Source organism: Caballeronia udeis (genome assembly GCF_001544555.2).
Lineage (GTDB): Bacteria > Pseudomonadota > Gammaproteobacteria > Burkholderiales > Burkholderiaceae > Caballeronia > Caballeronia udeis.
The window spans coordinates 13,321-31,969 of record NZ_FCOK02000076.1 but is presented as its reverse complement, the minus strand read 5'-3'; the positions used below and the strand labels follow the sequence as shown (position 1 = coordinate 31,969).

The following is an 18,649-nucleotide window of genomic DNA, read 5'->3' as shown; positions in this document are numbered from 1 at the left end:
CCCAAGTCAAAGTGAAGCCCGGATTTTATAATAGGTCCATCGCGACCATGCCGGTCCCGCGTGCACTTTCGCACGCGAACGGTTCCCCGCACACTTTATGCCTTCAAAAGCCGTCAGTTTGCAGTCAACGTCCCCTATCGCACTTGTCAAAGCCGGTCAGCGCTTTGCCTTCGATGGCGCCACCGGTTCCTCCGACGCCCTCGCCCTGGCACGCTACCACCTGGCTTTTCGCGAAAAAGTCCCGTTATTGGTCGTGATGTGCGCGAGCGCGGTCGATTCGCAACGCCTCGCCGTCGAAATTCCGTTTTTCGCGCCGGACGCCCGCGTGAGGCTCCTGCCCGACTGGGAAACGCTGCCCTACGACACGTTTTCTCCGCACCAGGACCTGGTTTCGGCACGGCTGGCAACGCTGCACGACCTGGGCGAAGGCCGCTGCGACATCCTGCTCGTGCCCGCGACCACCGCGCTGTATCGAATGCCGCCGGCATCGTTTCTCGCCGCGTATACGTTTTCGTTCACGCAGGGCGAGCGGCTAAACGAGGCAAAACTGAAGGGCCAGTTGACGCTCGCGGGCTACGAGCATGTGAGTCAGGTAGTGCGCCCCGGCGAATATTGCGTGCGTGGTTCGCTCCTCGACCTGTACCCGATGGGCTCGCCGCTGCCGTACCGGATCGATTTGTTCGACGACCAGGTCGATTCCATCCGCGCCTTCGATCCCGACACGCAGCGCAGCCTCTACCCGGTCCGCGACGTGCGCCTGCTGCCGGGCCGCGAATTTCCCTTCGATGAACCCGCGCGCACCGCTTTCCGCAGCCGCTGGCGCGAAGTGTTCGAGGGCGATCCAAGCCGTTCATCGATTTACAAGGACATCGGCAATGGCGTGCCGGCAGCGGGCATTGAGTATTACCTGCCGCTGTTCTTCGACGAAACCGCCACGCTGTTCCATTACCTGCCGCAAGACGCGCAACTGGCGTTCGTCGGCGACATGGACGCAGCCATCAAGCGCTTCACTAACGACACGCGGCAGCGCTACAACTTCTTGTCGCATGACCGCGAGCGGCCGCTGCTCGAACCGCAGCGCCTGTTTCTCAGCGACGACGACTTTTTCTCGTTCGCCAAGCCGTTCGCGCAAATCAAGTTCCCGGCCGCGCCCGAGGGCGGCTGGGCAGTGCCGTTGCCGGGTCTTGCCATCGACCGCCATGCCGAAGAGCCGTTGCTCGCGTTGCGCCACTATCTGGAGCAGACGCCGAATCGCGTGTTGTTCGCAACCGAATCCGCCGGCCGCCGCGAGACGATCCAGCAACTGCTCTCCGATAACGGCCTGCGCGCGTCGCTGGACGATACCTTCCAGCAATGGCTCACCGGCGACGCGAAATTCTCGCTCGGCGTAGCACCGCTCGCGAACGGCTTTGCGCTGCCCGGCGAAGGCATCTCGATCATCACGGAGACTGAGCTGTACGGACAGCTCACGCGTCGCGCCGGACGGCGTCGCCAAGAGCAGGCGAGCAACGTCGATTCGATGGTGCGCGACCTCTCAGAGCTTAAGATCGGCGATCCGGTCGTGCATACGCAGCATGGGATCGGGCGCTATATGGGCCTGGTATCGATGGATCTGGGCGAAGGCGAAACCGAGTTCCTGCATCTCGAATACCAGAACGAAAGCAAGCTGTACGTTCCGGTCGCCCAGTTGCACGTGATCTCGCGCTACAGCGGCGCGGACCCGGAAAGCGCGCCGTTGCACGCGCTCGGTTCCGGCCAGTGGGACAAAGCGAAGCGCAAGGCTGCACAGCAAATCCGCGATACCGCAGCCGAGCTGCTCAATCTGTACGCACGTCGCGCGCTGCGCCAGGGCCATGCGTTCCCGCTTGAACCGCGCGACTATGCGAAGTTTGCGGAAAGCTTCGGCTTCGAGGAAACGCCCGACCAGGCCGCGGCAATTACCGCTGTCATCGGCGACATGACCAGCGGCAAGCCGATGGACCGGCTGGTTTGCGGCGATGTGGGTTTCGGCAAGACGGAAGTGGCGTTGCGGGCGGCGTTTATCGCGGTGCTGGGTGGCAAACAGGTTGCGATTCTTTCCCCGACCACCCTGCTCGCTGAACAACACACGAACACCTTCACCGACCGTTTCGCCGACTGGCCCGTGAAGATCGCCGAATTGTCGCGCTTCAAGAGCACGAAGGAAGTGGCGGCATCGATTGCGGCGATCAATGAAGGCACGATCGATATCGTCATCGGTACGCACAAGCTGCTCTCCACCGACGTCGTGTTCAAGCGGCTCGGGCTGGTGATCATCGACGAGGAGCATCGTTTCGGCGTGCGTCAGAAGGAAGCGTTGAAGGCGCTGCGCGCGGAAGTCGATGTGCTCACGCTCACCGCCACGCCAATCCCGCGCACGCTCGGCATGGCGCTGGAAGGGTTGCGTGACTTCTCGATCATCGCCACCGCGCCGCAAAAGCGCCTCGCGATCAAGACCTTCGTTCGACGCGAAGAAGACGGCGTGATCCGCGAGGCGATGCTGCGGGAACTGAAGCGCGGCGGACAGGTTTATTTCCTGCACAACGAAGTCGAGACGATCGACAACCGGCGCGCCATGCTCGAAGCACTGGTGCCCGAAGCGCGCATTGCGGTCGCGCACGGGCAAATGCATGAGCGCGAACTCGAACGGGTGATGCGCGATTTCGTCGGCCAGCGCGCGAATGTGCTGCTGTGCACGACGATTATCGAAACGGGGATCGACGTGCCGAGCGCAAACACGATCCTGATTCATCGCTCCGATAAATTCGGCCTCGCGCAATTGCATCAGTTGCGTGGACGCGTCGGGCGTTCGCACCATCAGGCCTACGCGTATTTGCTGGTTCACGATCCGGCCGCGCTTACGAAGCAGGCGCAGCGGCGGCTGGAAGCGATCCAGCAAATGGAAGAGCTCGGCTCGGGCTTCTATCTCGCGATGCACGATCTGGAGATTCGCGGCACAGGCGAAGTACTTGGCGACAAACAATCGGGCGAAATCCACGAGATCGGCTTCCAGCTGTACACCGACATGCTCAACGACGCCGTGAGGGCGCTGAAGGAAGGCCGCGAGCCCGATCTGAACGCACCGCTTGCCGCCACCACCGAGATCAATCTGCACGCACCGGCCATCCTTCCCGCCGATTATTGCGGCGACGTGCAGGAACGTTTGTCGCTGTATAAGCGCATGGCGAACTGCGAGACGAGTGATGCCATCGACAGCATCCTGGAAGAGCTGATCGACCGTTTCGGCAAGCTGCCGCCCCAGGCGAGCGCGCTGGTCGAAACGCATAAGCTGCGCCTTGCGGCCAAACCGCTGGGCATCATGAAGATCGACGCGGCCGAGCATGCGATCGCCTTGCAGTTCATCCCGAACCCGCCTGTCGATGCCATGAAGATCATCGAGATGGTGCAGAAGAACAAGCACATCAAGCTCGCGGGGCAGGACAAGCTGCGCATAGAAGTGCGCAGTCCGGATCTCGCCGTGCGGATTTCGACGGTCAAGGACACGCTGCGTGCGCTTGGCGCACCGGTACGGCAGCAGAAACCCGCTGTCGCGCCCGTGCCTTCGCGTTAAATAGAGGGACGACCAGATGCACAACCCGCGCATTGCCTTGTCCGGCGGTGCACGGCCGGTTTTTTCGGTATTATCGAAAGTGAAAAATTCCAAGGAGAGATTCATGTCGCAGATCGCTGAATCGACGGCTTCCGTCGCGCAAACACCCTCTTCCGAGCCAGCGTCGCTGCCGTGGATCAAGAAGCTCGTCTCCTTCGACACCGTCAGCCGCAACCCGAACATGGGCCTGATCGAGACCGTGCGCGACGAATTGCGCGCAGCCGGTATCGACAGCACGCTCACCACGGATCCTTCAGGCAAATGGGCCAACCTGTTCGCGACCGTGCCCGCGCACAATGGCGCGACGGACGGCGGAATCGTGCTCTCGGGACATACGGACGTGGTGCCGGTCGACGGCCAGAAATGGGACAGCGATCCGTTCAAGCCGGAGATCCGCGATGGCCTGTTGTACGGTCGCGGCACGTGCGACATGAAGGGGTTTATCGGTGCATCGCTGAGCTTGTTGCCGAAGATGCAGGCCACGAAACTCGCGCGACCGATCCACTTCGCCCTCTCCTTCGACGAAGAAGTCGGCTGCGCCGGCGCGCCGCTGATGATCACCGACCTGCAAAAGCGCGGATTGCGTCTTGATGGCTGCATTGTGGGCGAGCCGACCAGCATGCGGCCGGTCATCGCGCATAAGGGTATCAATGCTTACCACTGCTGCGTGCGCGGGTTTGCCGCGCATTCATCGCTGACGCCGAAGGGCTTGAACGCGATTGAATATGCCGCGCGCCTGATCTGCTTCATCCGCGACGTCGCCGATGAATTCCGCGCGCAAGGCCCGTTCGACGAACAGTACGACGTGCCCTTCACGACCGCGCAAACCAGCACGATCAATGGCGGCAACGCGATCAATACGGTGCCGGCCGAATGCAATTTTGCGTTCGAATTCCGCAATTTGCCGACGCTCGATCCAGAGCCGATTTACCAGCGCATCGAGAAATACGCGCGGGAAGAGTTATTGCCGAAGATGCAGAAGGAACATGCGAACGCGGCGATCGAGTTCTCGAAGATTGCTGCAGCGCCGGGGCTCGATGCGTCCGAGCAAGCGGCGATCACGCAACTGGTGCGCGCGCTGACCGCGAATCAGGAAAAGCGCAAGGTGGCCTACGGGACGGAAGCGGGATTATTCCAGCTCGCGGGCGTGCCGAGTATTGTGTGCGGACCGGGGAATATCGAGCAGGCGCACAAGGCGAACGAATACGTGCCGCTGGAACAACTCGCGGCGTGCGAGGCGTTTTTGGGCAAGTTTATTCACAGCATGTCGGTCGAGGCGCAAGTGCGTTGATGTCCGTTGAAATTGCTCGTTGAGGTCACAAGGGAATTCATGTCCACCGCCCATCACTCCGACAACACCATCGACGGCACGCCGATTCCCACACTCGACGATATCGCCGCCCAGCACATGACGCTCTCGCCGTGGGTCGCGCGCACGCCGACCTTCGAGCGTCACGACTTCCCCACCCTGGAAGGCACGCCGATCAACTTCAAGTTCGAATTGCTGCAGGTCGGCGGCACGTTCAAGGCACGCGGCGCGTTTTCGCATCTGCTTGCGCTCACCGAAGGCGAACGCGACGCGGGCGTGACCTGCGTATCGGCGGGCAACCACGCCGTGGCCGTCGCGTATACCGCGATGCGGCTCGGGATCAGCGCAAAGGTCGTGATGCTCAAGACCGCCAGTTCGGCGCGGTTGGCCTTGTGCCGCCGTTTCGGTGCGGAGATCGTGATGGCGGAAAACGGCGCCGAAGCGTTCGAAATCGTTCGCCGTATAGAAGCCGAGGAAGGCCGCTATTTCGTGCATCCGTTCAACAGCTACCGGACGATCATGGGCACGGCGACGCTCGGATACGAATGGACCTCGCAAGCGCCCGACCTGGATGCGGTGATCCTGCCGATTGGCGGCGGCGGATTGGCCGCGGGGGTATCTCTGGCGTTCCGGCTCGCGAATCCATCGATACATGTGTACGGCGTGGAACCCAAGGGCGCCGACGCCATGGGGCAGAGTTTCGCCGCGAATCACACCGTGAAGATGGGCGCGATGCACAGCATTGCGGATTCGTTGATGGCGCCGCACACCGAGGACTACAGCTACGAATTGTGCCGTCGGCATATCGACGGCCTGGTAACTGTATCGGACACCGAGCTGCGCCACGCCATGCTGCATTTGTTCAACGAACTGAAGCTGGCGGTTGAACCGGCATGCGCCGCCGCAACCGCCGCGTTACTTGGGCCGTTGCACGAAACCTTGCAGGGCAAGCGCGTCGGCGTACTGCTGTGCGGCACGAACACGGACGCGGCCACACTCGGCAAACATCTCGCGATGGCGGCTCAAGACGACTGAGCCCGGCTCGCCCGCCCACCGCATCTACAAAACATTCGTCAGCCGTTTGCGCTCGCTCCTTTGCATGAAGTAGTTCGCGGCGATCACGCCAACTGTCACAAACGCAATGAACAGCGTGGCGAGCGCGTTCATCTCCGGATTCAAGCCGAGCCGCACGCGAGAAAATACGACGAGCGGCAAGGTCGTCGATCCCGGTCCCGACAAGAACGCGGATAACACGAGGTCATCGATCGACAGCGTGAACGACAGCAGCCACCCCGCCACCAGCGCCTGCGATATCAGCGGCAGCGTGATCGAGAAAAACACCCGCAATGGCGTCGCGCCCAGATCGAGCGCGGCTTCTTCAATCGATGGATTCAATTCCCTGACCCGCGATTCCACGATGATCGCGACATAGGAAATACACAGCATCACGTGACCGATCCAGATCGTGAATAGCCCTCGCCCCGCGGGCCAGCCGAATACTTTCGCCATTTCCACAAACAGCAACAGCAGCGAAATCCCCTGGATCACTTCGGGAATCACGAGCGGCGCGTTGATCATGCCGGCATAGAGCGTAAAACCGCGAAACCGCCCCATGCGCGCGAGCACATATCCCGCCCATGTCCCGATCACCACCGACGCGCACGCCGTGAATACCGCGATTCGAATCGATAACCACGCGGCGTTGATCAGTTCATCGTCGTGCAATAACGCCGCATACCACTTCAGCGAGAATTGCGTCCACACGGTCACGAGCTGCGACTCGTTGAACGAATACACCACCAGGCTCACGATCGGAATATAGAGAAACAGGAATCCGAAACCGAGGAACGTGAACCGGAGCGAGCGACTGGGTTCAATCATCGCTTGTCCTCCAGTTGCTTCGCCTGATAATGCTGGAACAGCGCCATGGGAACGAGCAACAGCAACACCATGGCGCAGGTAACGGCGGAAGCCATCGGCCAGTCGGCGTTATCGAAGAACTCATTCCACATCACGCGGCCGATCATCAGCGTATCCGCGCCGCCCAGTAATTCCGGGATCACGTATTCGCCCACCGCCGGAATAAACACCAGCAGGCAGCCCGCAATAATTCCGTTCTTCGACAACGGCAGCGTGATCTGCAAAAACGCTTTCCACGGTTTCGCGCCGAGATCGTAAGCGGCTTCAAGCAAGGTGAGATCCATCTTCACGAGATGGGCGTAAAGCGGCATCACGAGAAACGGCAGATACGAATACACCATGCCGATATAAACCGCGATATTCGTGTGATACAGCTCGATAGGCGAATGAATAATCCCCGTCCACATCAGGAAGTTGTTCAGCAAGCCGTTGTTCTTCAGGATCCCGATCCACGCATACACGCGAATCAGGAACGACGTCCAGAACGGCAGCATCACGGCCATCATCAGCAGATTGCGGGTCGCAGGATTCGAACGCGCGATGTAATACGCCATCGGATAACCGATCAGCAGGCACAGCAGCGTCGATACCCCGGCGACCAGCAGCGAGTTCATGTAGGTCGCGAAGTACAGGCTGTCCGTCACGAGAAACGCGTAGTGCGAAAAATCGAGCGCGATACTCAGCACGCCGTCTTTCATCGCCGTCAATTCCGTATAAGGCGGAATGCCGAGACGCGAATCGGAGAAACTGATTTTGACGACCAGCAGGAACGGCACGAGGAACAGCAGCACGAGCCATAGATATGGCCCGAAGATGACCGCCGTCCTGCCGGTCAGGCCGAAGCGTTGCTTGATTAAATGCAGCGTTTTCATACTGTGAGCACCACGCCTGCCGACGCTGTCCAGCGCACGAAAACTTCATCGCCCCAGGTGGGCGAATCCATCTGGCCGAGCGCGAGGCTCGACAAATTCGCCACGACCACTTTGCCGCTGTCCAGCTTCACGTGGTACAGCGTGTAGCCGCCCATGTACGCAATGTTCGCCACGGTGCCGTGGCCCCAGTTGTATGAACCGTCGGGCGGCTTGCGTGTCAGCGCAATGCGCTCTGGCCGGACCGAGATGGTGACCGGCATGCCGAGCGGGCCCGTGATGCCGTGGTTCACATACAGCCGCGACGGCAGCTCCGGGCATTCAACGAACACATGATCCGGTTCGTCTTCCACCACGATGCCGTCGAACAGGTTCGTCGAGCCGATGAATTCGGCGGTGAACCGGCTGTTCGGATATTCGTAGACCTCGTGCGGCGTGCCGATCTGTACGATCTCGCCCTCGCTCATGACCGCGATCCGGCCGGCCATGGTCATCGCTTCCTCCTGATCGTGCGTGACCATGATGCAGGTCACGCCGACCTTGTCGAGAATATTCACCAGCTCGATCTGCGTGCGCTGGCGAATCTGTTTGTCGAGCGCAGACATGGGCTCGTCAAGCAACAGCAGCTTCGGACGCTTGACCAGGCTGCGGGCCAGCGCCACGCGCTGCTGCTGGCCGCCCGACAACTGATGCGGCTTGCGCTGCGCGTATTTCGCCATCTGCACGAGATCGAGTGTCGTGTGCACGCGTTCCTTGAGCTCGGCGCCGCGCACGCCCTCCTGCTTGAGTCCGAACGCCACATTCGACTCGACCGTCATGTGCGGAAACAGCGCATATGACTGGAACATCATGTTCACCGGTCTGCGATACGGCGGCATGCTCGCGAGATCCTCGCCGTCGATCACGATCTGGCCTGCGGTGACCGACTCCAGCCCCGCGAGCATGCGCAGCAGGGTGGACTTGCCGCAGCCGGAGCTGCCGAGCAGCGCAAACAGCTCGCCCTTCTTCACCGACAGGTTCACCCCTTTCACCGCAATGGTTTCGTCGAATTTCTTGACGATATCCACAATCCGCACGAAGTTGTCCGCCGCCCATTCCGGGTCCCGCAAGCCCGGCTCCGGCCTGCGGCCGATGGAGGTTGACTGGCCAGACTGCCCGCCTTGATTGCCCGGTCCGGCGGGCACTGCACTCGACTGCTGGTCACTCATGATCTGCTGCCCGGCTCCTGCGCTATGCGCGTTCGTGCTGCTTTTTCCAGCAGCACTTTTTAACTTTATTCTTTCGACGCGGCCGCCGACAAAATCGCCGGCCACGAACAAAGCCCCCGGGGCGACCAGGGGCTTCGCGTTTATCGACTGCCTAGTGCAACCTTGGCAACCTTGGCAAGGTTCAGCGTCCGGACTTCAGTTCCGTCCAGAGCCGCGTTTGCAAGCGCTGGATTTCCGGCGGCAACGGCTTGAGCAGGAACAGCGTCTTGATCACGTCTTGCGGCGGGTACACGGCCGGGTCGTCGGCAACATCCTTCGATACGTATTTCCGCGCTTCCGTGTTCGCACTCGGGTAATACACCTCGTTCGTGATCGCGGCGTGAACTTGCGGGGTCTCGATGTAGTTGATCCACTCGAGCGCGGCTTCCTTGTTCTTCGCGTCCTTCGGAATCGCCATCACGTCAAACCAGACCGGCGCGCCGCCCTTCGGGATGTAGTACTCGACCTTGTACGCCTTCTTCGCCTCTTCCGCACGATGCTTGGCGATCACCACGTCGCCCGACCAGCCGTAGGCGAAGCAGACGTCGCCGCCGACCAGGTCGTTGATATACCCCGACGAGTTGAACTGCGTGATGTACGGACGGATCTTCTTGAGCATTGCCAGCGCGGCGCGGTAGTCCGCCGGGTTCGTGCTCATCGGATCCTTGCCGATGTAATGCAGCGCGGCGGCGAACATCTGGTCGGGGGCGTCGAGTACCGAGACGCCGCAGGCCTTGAGCTTCGAGATGTTTTCCGGCTTGAACAGGATGTCCCAGTTATCCAGCGGCACGTTCTTGCCGAGGATCTGCTGGACCTTCGTGACGTTGTAGCCAAGGCCCGTTGTGCCGTATGCCCACGGTACCGTGTACTGGTTACCCGGATCCGCGCCCGCGATCAGCTTCATCAGGTCGGAGTCGAGGTATTTGAGGTTGGGGAGTTTGGATTTGTCGAGCGGGGTGAAGATTCCCGCGGTGATCTGCTTGCCGGCGTAGTTGCTGGTGGGCACGACGATGTCGTAACCCGAATTGCCGGTGAGCAGCTTGGCTTGCAGCGTGTCGTCGCTGTCGTAGTTGTCGTACTTGACCTTGATGCCGGTCTGCTTCTCGAAGTTCGGAATCGTGTCTTTCGCGATGTAGTCCGACCAGTTGTACACGTTGAGCTGAGTGTCTTTCGCCGATGCCGCCAGCGGTGCCGTCAACGCCGCCGCACCCGCCACAGCCATGGTGATAGAGAGTACGCACGCCGGCACCCGTGCAATCGCGCCCGATACACCCGAACGCTTCGACAACCGGTCCGCCATTTTTTCTGTCATTTCAGTTTCTCCGTCCATTCGACTTGCCGACCGTTGATTTCCATGTCTCAAACTGCCCTTCTCCCCTGCCCAGTCGAGACGCTTCCAAAAAAACGAAAACTATCATCAAAAGGTTGCATCGCAAAAAACAATTGGCGAATTTTGTCGCGTGAAGTGTACAAGGAGCACGTTTGGCTGGAGCGGCATAACCATGTCCGCGCCGGCCATCGCTCAGCCGGGATTTATCGCCGGCATCCAACGCACGTTCTTCAGCGGAACCGTCATTGCTCAGGGGCTTCGTGAAACCCCTCAGCGACTCAGGCGATGCGCCAAGCCTTGTCCCGTTCTTGTCTCGTCCTTGCTCCGCCTTGTCCTGTCCTTGGCTCATTAAGGCTAGCTCGTGTTGTGCTGCTTACGTCTTTTTTCCAGCTGCTTGGCACTATCCCGGCTTCAGGCTCATCAACAAACGAGTGGTACCGATACAAGCCGGGATCGATTTTTGCTGAACCTGCCCGTTCCGCTCCGACGTTACAGATGCTTCCTCTCAAGCTTACAATTCACCGTTTCGTGAATGCCTCCCCGGGGTGGTTCGGAGGTCAACCGGCGAACCAGCGGGTCGCAATCGGGACGACCAGGGACGCCGCTCCCCGTCGCCTCGCCCGACGCTACTCAACGCAACAAGGACGATCGTTTAATGGCCCGAGGCTCTTTGCCGCTCCCTACCCGCTCCCTCATGCCCTTGCGGCCCCGCAAGGTGGCGACGGCATACCGCTTCGCGATGCTAGCCTCCGCTATCAGCCTTGGGCTGACCAGCGCCGCCTACGCAACCGTGTCCGTGCTCCAGCCCGTGCGCGAAGCCGCCTCTGAACAGCCGCTCGAACTGACACTGCTTTATAGCGATGACGACAAGCAGCCGCTCACCATCGATGTGCCAAAAGCGCTCAACGTCACGCTGACCAATGGCGACCTGCCACCGCAACCGCTGGCGCTGCAACGCGAATCCGGCGTCCCCGACACGCTGTCGCTGAACCCCGGCCAATATCGAAAGGTTCGCTATGCCGCCCCTTGGCCCGAGTCCGCGCGTGGCGTGATGAAGGTCGATCCGGTGGGCTTCGATTCGTCGCCCATGCTGATCACGCTCAATCGCGGCAAATCGCAGGCCCAAGTGGTGGCGGCGGAAACCGCCGAGACGAAGGCCCGGACACCGCAGCAACTGGCAAGCGCCGAGGCCGCGGCGAATACATCGGCCATACCCACGACTACCAGCGACCGGATGTTGAGCGGCCGGTTGTCAACCTTCGAACCCATGTATTTCGCTGACGGGCAGAACGGCGATAACCTCGCGAAATTCCAGTTCAGCTTCAAGTATCGGCTGCTGTTGCCCGACGATCCCCGCTCGCGCAGCTTCCTCGACAACCTGTATTTCGCCTACACGCAAACATCGATCTGGGACCTGTCGGCTGAATCCGCGCCCTTCCGCGACACGAGCTACGAACCGCAATTGTTCTACTACCTGGAGAACACGGGTTGGAAAAGCTCACTGTTTTCGCGCATGGGCGTAACAGCCGGTATTGGACATGAGTCGAACGGCAAGGCCGGCGCGGACTCGCGCGGCATCAACATCGCTTTCGTGCGCCCGACCTGGGATTTCGGCGATATCAATTCGAACCACCTGACGATCTCCCCGAAGATCTACTACTACATCACGAAGAGCGGCAACGAGGACATCCAGGACTATCGGGGTTACGTCGATCTGCTCGTGAAGTACGGCAGCCCAGACGGCTGGCAACTCGCCACCACGCTGCGCAAGGGCACCAAAGCGGGATACGGTAGCGTGGACGCCCAATTCACTTACCCGCTCGCCAAGCTGATCGGCAGCGCGTGGGGCGGGTATTTGTGGGTGGGGTATTTCAACGGCTACGGCGAAGACATTCTCGATTACAACCAGCGTAACCACTGGATCGCGCGGATCGGCTACAGCATCGCGCGTTAAACTTACGTCTTTTGCATGGGCGCTGCGTTTTTTCACTGCATGCCGCGCCCGACTACAGGCGTTTTATGGCATCGAACCTTCATGATTTGCCCGACAGCCCGTGCATCGGCGTCTGCTCGACCCTCTTTGACGACGTCTGCAAAGGCTGCGGCCGCATGGCTGGCGAAGTCTCCAACTGGGTGTTTCTCAGCGATGCCGAGAAGGTCGCTATCTGGGAACGCATTACCCGCGAAGGCACCGCCATGCGCTTCACCCGCGACAAGGTTTGATCACGGGTTGGTTGCGGCTTTGTCGCCAGATGCGGACACGTAGCGATGTATGGCTGCGCCCGTTCGTTACGCCGATTCCGGTTTGATTCCCGAGGCTGGTCACGACGAGCGCGACCGCATGGCGCGGGTTCATACGCCCGCGCCGTTCAAGCCGCTGCCGTAGGCCGGATATCTGCGATCAGCAAGTCGAGCAATTCACGCACGCTGCGAATTGCCGAGCCGAACGGCAGCGCCTCGCGCCCCCGGAAGAACAGTCCGTTCGCACGATCTCCACGCAGGGCCGCGGCCAGACGGGTGTCGATACAAAAGTGCCCGAACTTTTCGATACCGTCGCGCAAACCGCACGCCGCCAGGCAATGGAGGCCCGTGGGGCACTTTTGCTCGCGCGAGCCGATCTTGTCGCGAATCCGTTGCTCATTGCGCAGATATCGATCGAGCCACGGCGTTTTCACCGCGCGAGCCGGCAGGCCCGTCACACTCACGAATTCGACGATGTCTTCCGGCGTTGCGTCGGCGAGAATGCGCTTGAACTCGGGATGTGCATCCCCCTCTTTGGTCACCGCGAACGCCGTGCCAAGTTGCACGCCGGACGCACCCGCGGCCAGCCAGCGACGCACCGCCGCGTGCCCGTCGATACCGCCCGCCACGATCAGCGGAATCCGGGTCCGTTCGATACCGAGGGTATCGAAGGTCAGCATGGTTTCCTCAATCACGCGAGCGAAGTCAAAACGCTCGCTCGGAATATCCGCAACGCTCGCCACGCCGAGATGGCCGCCGGCATGGCCCGGATGTTCGATCACGATGGCATCAGGCAAACGATTCTTCTTGAGCCACTTCTTCAGCACTAACGCGATGCCGCGGCTATCCGACAAGATCGGGATCAGCGCGATATCAACCCCTTGCGTCAGGTCCGGCAGATCCAGCGGCAACCCCGCCCCCATGACGATAGCGTCGGCGCCGCTCTCACACGCCGTCTGAACTGCTGCAGCATAGGACGAGACAGCGCGCATGATGTTCACGGCAACCATGCCGTGCCCTTCACTCAGTGCCTTCGCTGCAATGATCTCGCGCCGCAACGCCGTCTGGTTGGCGGCCTCCAGCGTCGCCTGGTCCGGGTTCTGTTTGCACATCTCAAGCAGGTCAGGATGGTGATGCCGCAAGTCGATGCTCGAAATAGTGCCCATCGCACCCTCCCGGGCTACGGCGCCGGCCAGCCGGTGCGCGGACACACCCACACCCATGCCTCCCTGCACAATAGTAAGCAACGTGCGGCCGCGAATGGTCAGGGGGGAAAGAGGGGTCATGAAAGGATCATCTCCAGAGCCAAAGTTTTGAGCTTGCAGGAGGTTGGACAAACACACGTTGCTTTTTATCAAGCAAGTTCGACTGTGCTGTATTTCAATTTCCTGAACATGCCCACGCCCTGGAAAAGCAAACGGCCCGCTTCTTACGAAGCGGGCCGTTTGCTTTGAAGCTTGTTTCGGTTAGCAGAGTACAGCGTTGCGCGGGATGTAATCCGTGCCGTGTTACTGAATACCCTGGCTCGTCAGGAATTCCTCGTACGTGCCGCCGAAGTCGCGCAGTGTGCCGTCGTTCTTCACCTCGATGATCCGGTTCGCCAGTCCATTCACGAACTCCCGGTCATGGGACACGAAGATCAGCGTGCCTTCGTACTTCTCCAACGCGATCTGCAAGGACTCGATCGATTCCATGTCCATGTGATTCGTCGGCTCGTCCATCAGCAACACGTTCGGGCGCCCGAGCATCAGCTTGCCCCAGATCATCCGGCCTTTTTCACCGCCCGACAGCACCTTCACCGATTTCTTGATGTCGTCGGCGTTGAACAGCAAACGGCCCAGCGTGCCACGGACCATCTGGTCGTCGTCGCCGTCCTGACGATACTGGTCGACCCAGTCGGTCAGCGTCTCGTCCTTCGGAAACTCTTCGTACGTGTCCTGCGGCATATATCCGACCAGCGCGTTTTCGGCCCACTTGACCGTACCGCCGTCCAGTTCGATTGCGCCCTTCAACGCGCGCAGCAACGTGGTCTTGCCCGCACCGTTCTCGCCGATGATCGCAATCCGCTCGCCCGGCTGAACGCTCAGGCTGAAGTGATTGAAGATCGTCCGGTCGTATTTCTTGGTGATGTTGGTCGCCACCACCGCAATGTTGTGCAGTTTTTTCTCGAATTCAAAGCGAATGAACGGATTCTGCCGCGACGACGGCTTGAATTCCTCGATCTTGATCTTTTCGATCTGTTTCGCACGGCTGGTCGCCTGACGCGCCTTCGACTTGTTGGCCGAGAACCGGCGCACGAAGTCCTGCAGGTCGGCTACTTTGTCTTTCGCCTTCTGGTTCGCATTCGCCTGACGCTCGCGCGCCTGGGCTGACGCCAGCATGTAGTCGTCGTAGTTACCCGGGTACACCTTCAACGTGCCGTAATCCATGTCCGCCATGTGCGTGCAGACCTGGTTCAGGAAGTGTCGATCATGGGAAATGATCACCATGGTCGAGTTGTACTGGTTCAGTATGTCCTCGAGCCAGCGAATGGAGGTGATGTCCAGGTTGTTGGTCGGTTCGTCCAGCAGCAACACATCCGGCTTCGAAAACAGCGCCTGTGCAAGCAACACGCGCAGCTTCCAGCCCGGAGCGACGTTGCTCATCGGGCCGGTATGGTCTTCGATCGCAATGCCAATGCCCAGCAGCAACTCTCCGGCGCGTGCTTCGGCCGTATAGCCGCCGTATTCGGCGAACTTCGCTTCGAGTTCGGCGGCGTGCATGTAGTCGTCGTCGGTGGCGTCGGGATTCGCGTAAATAGCGTCGCGTTCGGACATCGCGTTCCACATTTCCGTGTGACCCATCATCACGACGTCGAGCACGCGCATGTCTTCATACGCAAACTGATCCTGACGCAGCTTGCCCAGACGCACGTTCGGCTCGAGCATCACGTTGCCGGAGCTCGGCTCCAGGTCACTGCCCAGAATCTTCATGAACGTGGATTTGCCGCAGCCGTTCGCCCCGATCAGGCCGTAGCGATTTCCTTCCCCGAACTTGACCGAAATGTTCTCGAAGAGGGGCTTCGGCCCGAATTGCATGGTGATGTTGGCAGTAGACAGCACAGCGCGTCCTTTTGAATGGTGTACGGCGAAAAACCTGCAATTTTAGCAGTTTTCGGGGCGAGTTGCGGCATTGCAGCGCAAAGCTGCGCGCGTGAGGGCGCCGGCCGCACGTCCAGCGGCCTGCGCATGACACCGCAAATGACGCCACGACGGGTGTTCAGGGTTGCCCCGTGTCGCCCGCCGATATCGCCCAGCGCCGCCACCCCGAGCCTAGATGCGCTCCGCGATATACGCCTTCACCAGCGCGGCGTCGGCCGCCACGATATCGAATTTCTGTGGCAATTCTTCGATACCGATAAACGCCGCCGGCCGCTCCGGTTCACGCTCGAGCGCCTCGCGGATGGTCTCGCCGAACTTGATCGGCTGGGCGGTTTCCAGCACGATCATTGGCACGCCCGGGCTCAGGTGCTCGCGCGCGACCTTCAGGCCGTCGGCTGTGTGGGTATCGATCATGGTGCCGTAACGCTTGAACGCGTCGCGAATGGTGTCCACCCGATCTGCATGGCTGCTGCGTCCTGATACAAATCCAAATTCCTTCACGCGCCCAAAGTCACCGCTGGCGGCGAGGTCGAATCCACCTTTTTCTTCCACGTCGCGGAAAAGCTGCAGCACGCGCGCCGGATCGCGTCCGAGCAGATCGAACACGAAACGCTCGAAATTCGATGCTTTCGAGATATCCATGCTCGGGCTGGTCGTGTGGTACGTCTCTGCTGCCGTGCGCACGCGATACACCCCGGTGCGGAAGAACTCGTCGAGCACGTCGTTTTCATTGGTGGCCACGACCAGTTGCTCGATCGGCAAACCCATCATCCGAGCGATATGCCCGGCGCAGACGTTGCCGAAATTGCCCGACGGCACCGTGAACGACACCCGCTCGGCGTTCGACTTCGTCGCAGCGAAATAGCCCTTGAAGTAATAGACGACCTGCGCCACCACGCGCGCCCAGTTGATCGAATTGACCGTGCCGATCTTGTTGGCCGCTTTGAACGCGTGATCGTTCGACACCGCTTTGACGATGTCCTGGCAATTGTCGAAGTTGCCGATCACCGCCAGGTTGAAGATGTTCGGGTCCTGCAGCGAAAACATCTGCGCCGTCTGAAACGCGCTCATCTTCTGATGCGGTGACAGCATGAAAACGCGCACGCCTTGCTTGCCGCGCATTGCGTATTCCGCCGCGCTGCCCGTGTCGCCTGAGGTTGCGCCAAGAATGTTCAGCGTCTGCCCTTGCTTGGCGAGCGTGTACTCGAACAGGTTGCCGAGCAACTGCATGGCCATGTCCTTGAACGCGAGCGTCGGTCCGTTCGACAACTCCAGCAATGACAGGGTTGTGCCGCCCTCATCGCCCAACGTTTTCAGCGGCGTGATCTGCACCGCGCTTTCGGAATCGCGAACATTGCTGTAGACGCCGGCCGTATAAGTGCGGCGTGTGAGCGAGCGCAGGTCCTCGGCGGGAATGTCGTCGCTGAATTTGCGCAGGATTTCGTAGGCCAGATCCGCGTAGGAAAGCGACCGCCAGGCGGTCAGTTCATCCGCCGTGACGCGCGGATATTCCGCGGGCAAATACAGGCCGCCGTCCTTCGCGAGACCGCCGAGCAGGATGTCGGAGAAAGTATGGCGCTCGCCGGTACCGGCGCCGCGCGTGGAGATGTAGTTCATTTGAGAGCCCTAGTTCAACGCTTCCATGCGCAGCTTCGTTACCTTTGACACAACCGTGGAGAGCGCTTCGATCTGCTCGATCGCCGCGTTGACCTGCTTTTCCACCGTCACATGCGTGATCAGGATGATGTCGGTCTCGCCCTTGTCCTCGCCGTCCACGTGCTCCGATTCCTTCTGCAGCAACGCGTCGATGGAAATGGCCTTGTCGGCGAGAATGCGCGTGATGTTGGCCAGCACGCCGGTCACGTCCGCCACGCGCAGGCGCAGGTAATAACCGCTCGTCACCTCTTCGATCGGCAGGATCGGCGTGTTGGCGAGGCTGTCCGGCTGGAACGCCAGATGCGGCACGCGGTGCTCGGGGTCGGCCGTATGCAGGCGCGTGACGTCCACGAGATCGGCGACCACGGCCGACGCGGTCGGCTCGGCGCCCGCGCCCTTGCCGTAATAAAGCGTGGTGCCCACGGCGTCGCCGTGCACGACCACCGCGTTCATCGCGCCTTCCACGTTCGCCAGCAAGCGTTTTTCCGGGATCAGCGTGGGATGCGTACGCAATTCGATGCCCTTCTCCGTGCGGCGCGCAATGCCCAGCAGCTTGATCCGGTAGCCGAGATCTTCCGCATAGCGGATATCGATGGCGTCGAGCTTGCTGATCCCTTCCACGTAAGCCCGGTCGAATTGCACGGGCACGCCGAACGCGATCGCGCTCATGATCGTGACCTTGTGTGCAGCGTCCACGCCTTCAATGTCGAAGGTGGGATCGGCTTCGGCATAACCCAGTTCCTGGGCCGCTTTCAGCGCGGTCGCGAAGTCGAGCCCGCGGTCGCGCATCTCCGAGAGAATGTAGTTCGTCGTCCCGTTGATGATGCCCGCGATGTACTGGATGCGGTTCGCCGTCAGCCCTTCGCGCAGCGCCTTGATGATCGGAATACCGCCCGCGACCGCCGCTTCGAACGCCACCATCACGCCCTTCTTGCTGGCCGCTTCAAAAATCTCGCTACCGTGTACAGCCAGGAGCGCCTTGTTCGCCGTCACCACGTGCTTGCCGTTGGCGATGGCGCGCAGCACCAGTTCACGCGCGACGCCCGTGCCGCCGATCATCTCGGCCACGATGTCGATGGAAGGGTCGTCGACGACCGCGTTGAAGTCGGTCGTGACGTCAATGCCCGCCGCGCCCTGCACCTTCGATGGCGTGCGCACCGCGATGCGCGTAATTTCGATGCCCCGTCCGGCGCGCCGTTTGATTTCTTCCTGATTGCGGCGCAGCACCGTGAAGGTGCCGCTGCCGACGGTGCCGAAGCCCAGCAGGCCAACTTTGATCGGTTCCATTGCAGCGTGAGTCTTATAAGAG

Annotated in this window: 13 protein-coding genes; 5 read left to right on the top strand and 8 right to left on the bottom strand. The window is 60.7% G+C overall.

Annotated elements, in window-relative coordinates; genetic code table 11:
• Positions 1 to 97: 97 nt before the first annotated feature.
• The 3 genes from mfd (at position 98) to AWB69_RS36030 (ending at position 5,972) form a co-directional block, all read left to right on the top strand.
• Positions 98 to 3,589, top strand: a complete 3,492-nt coding sequence (gene mfd / locus AWB69_RS36040) for a transcription-repair coupling factor (protein ID WP_062091567.1) — start codon at positions 98 to 100, stop codon at positions 3,587 to 3,589.
• Between the two features lie 103 nt (positions 3,590 to 3,692).
• Positions 3,693 to 4,919, top strand: a complete 1,227-nt coding sequence (gene argE, locus AWB69_RS36035) for an acetylornithine deacetylase (protein WP_062091566.1) — start codon at positions 3,693 to 3,695, stop codon at positions 4,917 to 4,919.
• 39 nt (positions 4,920 to 4,958) lie between these two features.
• Positions 4,959 to 5,972, top strand: a complete 1,014-nt coding sequence (locus AWB69_RS36030) for a threonine/serine dehydratase (RefSeq protein WP_062091565.1) — start codon at positions 4,959 to 4,961, stop codon at positions 5,970 to 5,972.
• A gap of 24 nt (positions 5,973 to 5,996) precedes the next feature.
• Here AWB69_RS36030 and AWB69_RS36025 read toward each other — a convergent pair whose 3' ends face one another.
• The 4 genes from AWB69_RS36025 to AWB69_RS36010 all read right to left on the bottom strand — a co-directional run bounded on the left by AWB69_RS36025 (position 5,997) and on the right by AWB69_RS36010 (position 10,195).
• Entirely contained in the window at positions 5,997 to 6,818 is an 822-nt protein-coding gene (locus tag AWB69_RS36025) for an ABC transporter permease subunit (RefSeq protein ID WP_404605217.1), read from the bottom strand.
• Positions 6,815 to 7,729 (bottom strand): ABC transporter permease subunit, encoded by a 915-nt coding sequence (locus AWB69_RS36020; protein WP_062091564.1) that lies wholly within the window; start codon positions 7,727 to 7,729, stop codon positions 6,815 to 6,817. The genes AWB69_RS36025 and AWB69_RS36020 overlap by 4 nt, the downstream gene beginning before the upstream one ends.
• Entirely contained in the window at positions 7,726 to 8,934 is a 1,209-nt protein-coding gene (locus AWB69_RS36015; protein WP_082913744.1) for an ABC transporter ATP-binding protein, read from the bottom strand. Before AWB69_RS36015 ends, AWB69_RS36020 begins: the two co-directional genes overlap by 4 nt.
• 181 nt (positions 8,935 to 9,115) lie before the next feature.
• Positions 9,116 to 10,195 carry a polyamine ABC transporter substrate-binding protein gene (locus AWB69_RS36010; protein ID WP_062091583.1) on the bottom strand — a complete coding sequence of 360 codons (1,080 nt, stop codon included), beginning with the start codon at positions 10,193 to 10,195 and terminating at the stop codon, positions 9,116 to 9,118.
• An 847-nt stretch (positions 10,196 to 11,042) separates the two neighbouring features.
• Here AWB69_RS36010 and AWB69_RS36005 point away from each other — a divergent pair.
• Positions 11,043 to 12,257: a phospholipase A gene (locus AWB69_RS36005; RefSeq protein WP_231937342.1), complete on the top strand. Its 1,215-nt coding sequence runs from the start codon at positions 11,043 to 11,045 to the stop codon at positions 12,255 to 12,257.
• A gap of 65 nt (positions 12,258 to 12,322) precedes the next feature.
• Complete coding sequence (locus AWB69_RS36000) at positions 12,323 to 12,526, top strand: DUF1289 domain-containing protein (protein ID WP_062091562.1); 204 nt, start codon at positions 12,323 to 12,325, stop codon at positions 12,524 to 12,526.
• A 146-nt stretch (positions 12,527 to 12,672) separates the two neighbouring features.
• On the opposite strand, the gene AWB69_RS35995 is transcribed toward AWB69_RS36000, so the two are convergent.
• The 4 genes from AWB69_RS35995 to AWB69_RS35980 form a co-directional block, all read right to left on the bottom strand.
• Positions 12,673 to 13,830: an NAD(P)H-dependent flavin oxidoreductase gene (locus AWB69_RS35995; RefSeq protein WP_062091561.1), complete on the bottom strand. Its 1,158-nt coding sequence runs from the start codon at positions 13,828 to 13,830 to the stop codon at positions 12,673 to 12,675.
• 222 nt (positions 13,831 to 14,052) lie between these two features.
• A complete protein-coding gene (locus AWB69_RS35990) occupies positions 14,053 to 15,645 on the bottom strand; it encodes an ABC-F family ATPase (RefSeq protein ID WP_062091560.1) in 1,593 nt (530 codons plus the stop codon).
• Between the two features lie 210 nt (positions 15,646 to 15,855).
• Positions 15,856 to 17,301 (bottom strand): threonine synthase, encoded by a 1,446-nt coding sequence (thrC, locus tag AWB69_RS35985; RefSeq protein WP_062091559.1) that lies wholly within the window; start codon positions 17,299 to 17,301, stop codon positions 15,856 to 15,858.
• Between the two features lie 9 nt (positions 17,302 to 17,310).
• Entirely contained in the window at positions 17,311 to 18,627 is a 1,317-nt protein-coding gene (locus tag AWB69_RS35980; RefSeq protein WP_062091558.1) for a homoserine dehydrogenase, read from the bottom strand.
• Between the last annotated feature and the right edge of the window lie 22 nt (positions 18,628 to 18,649).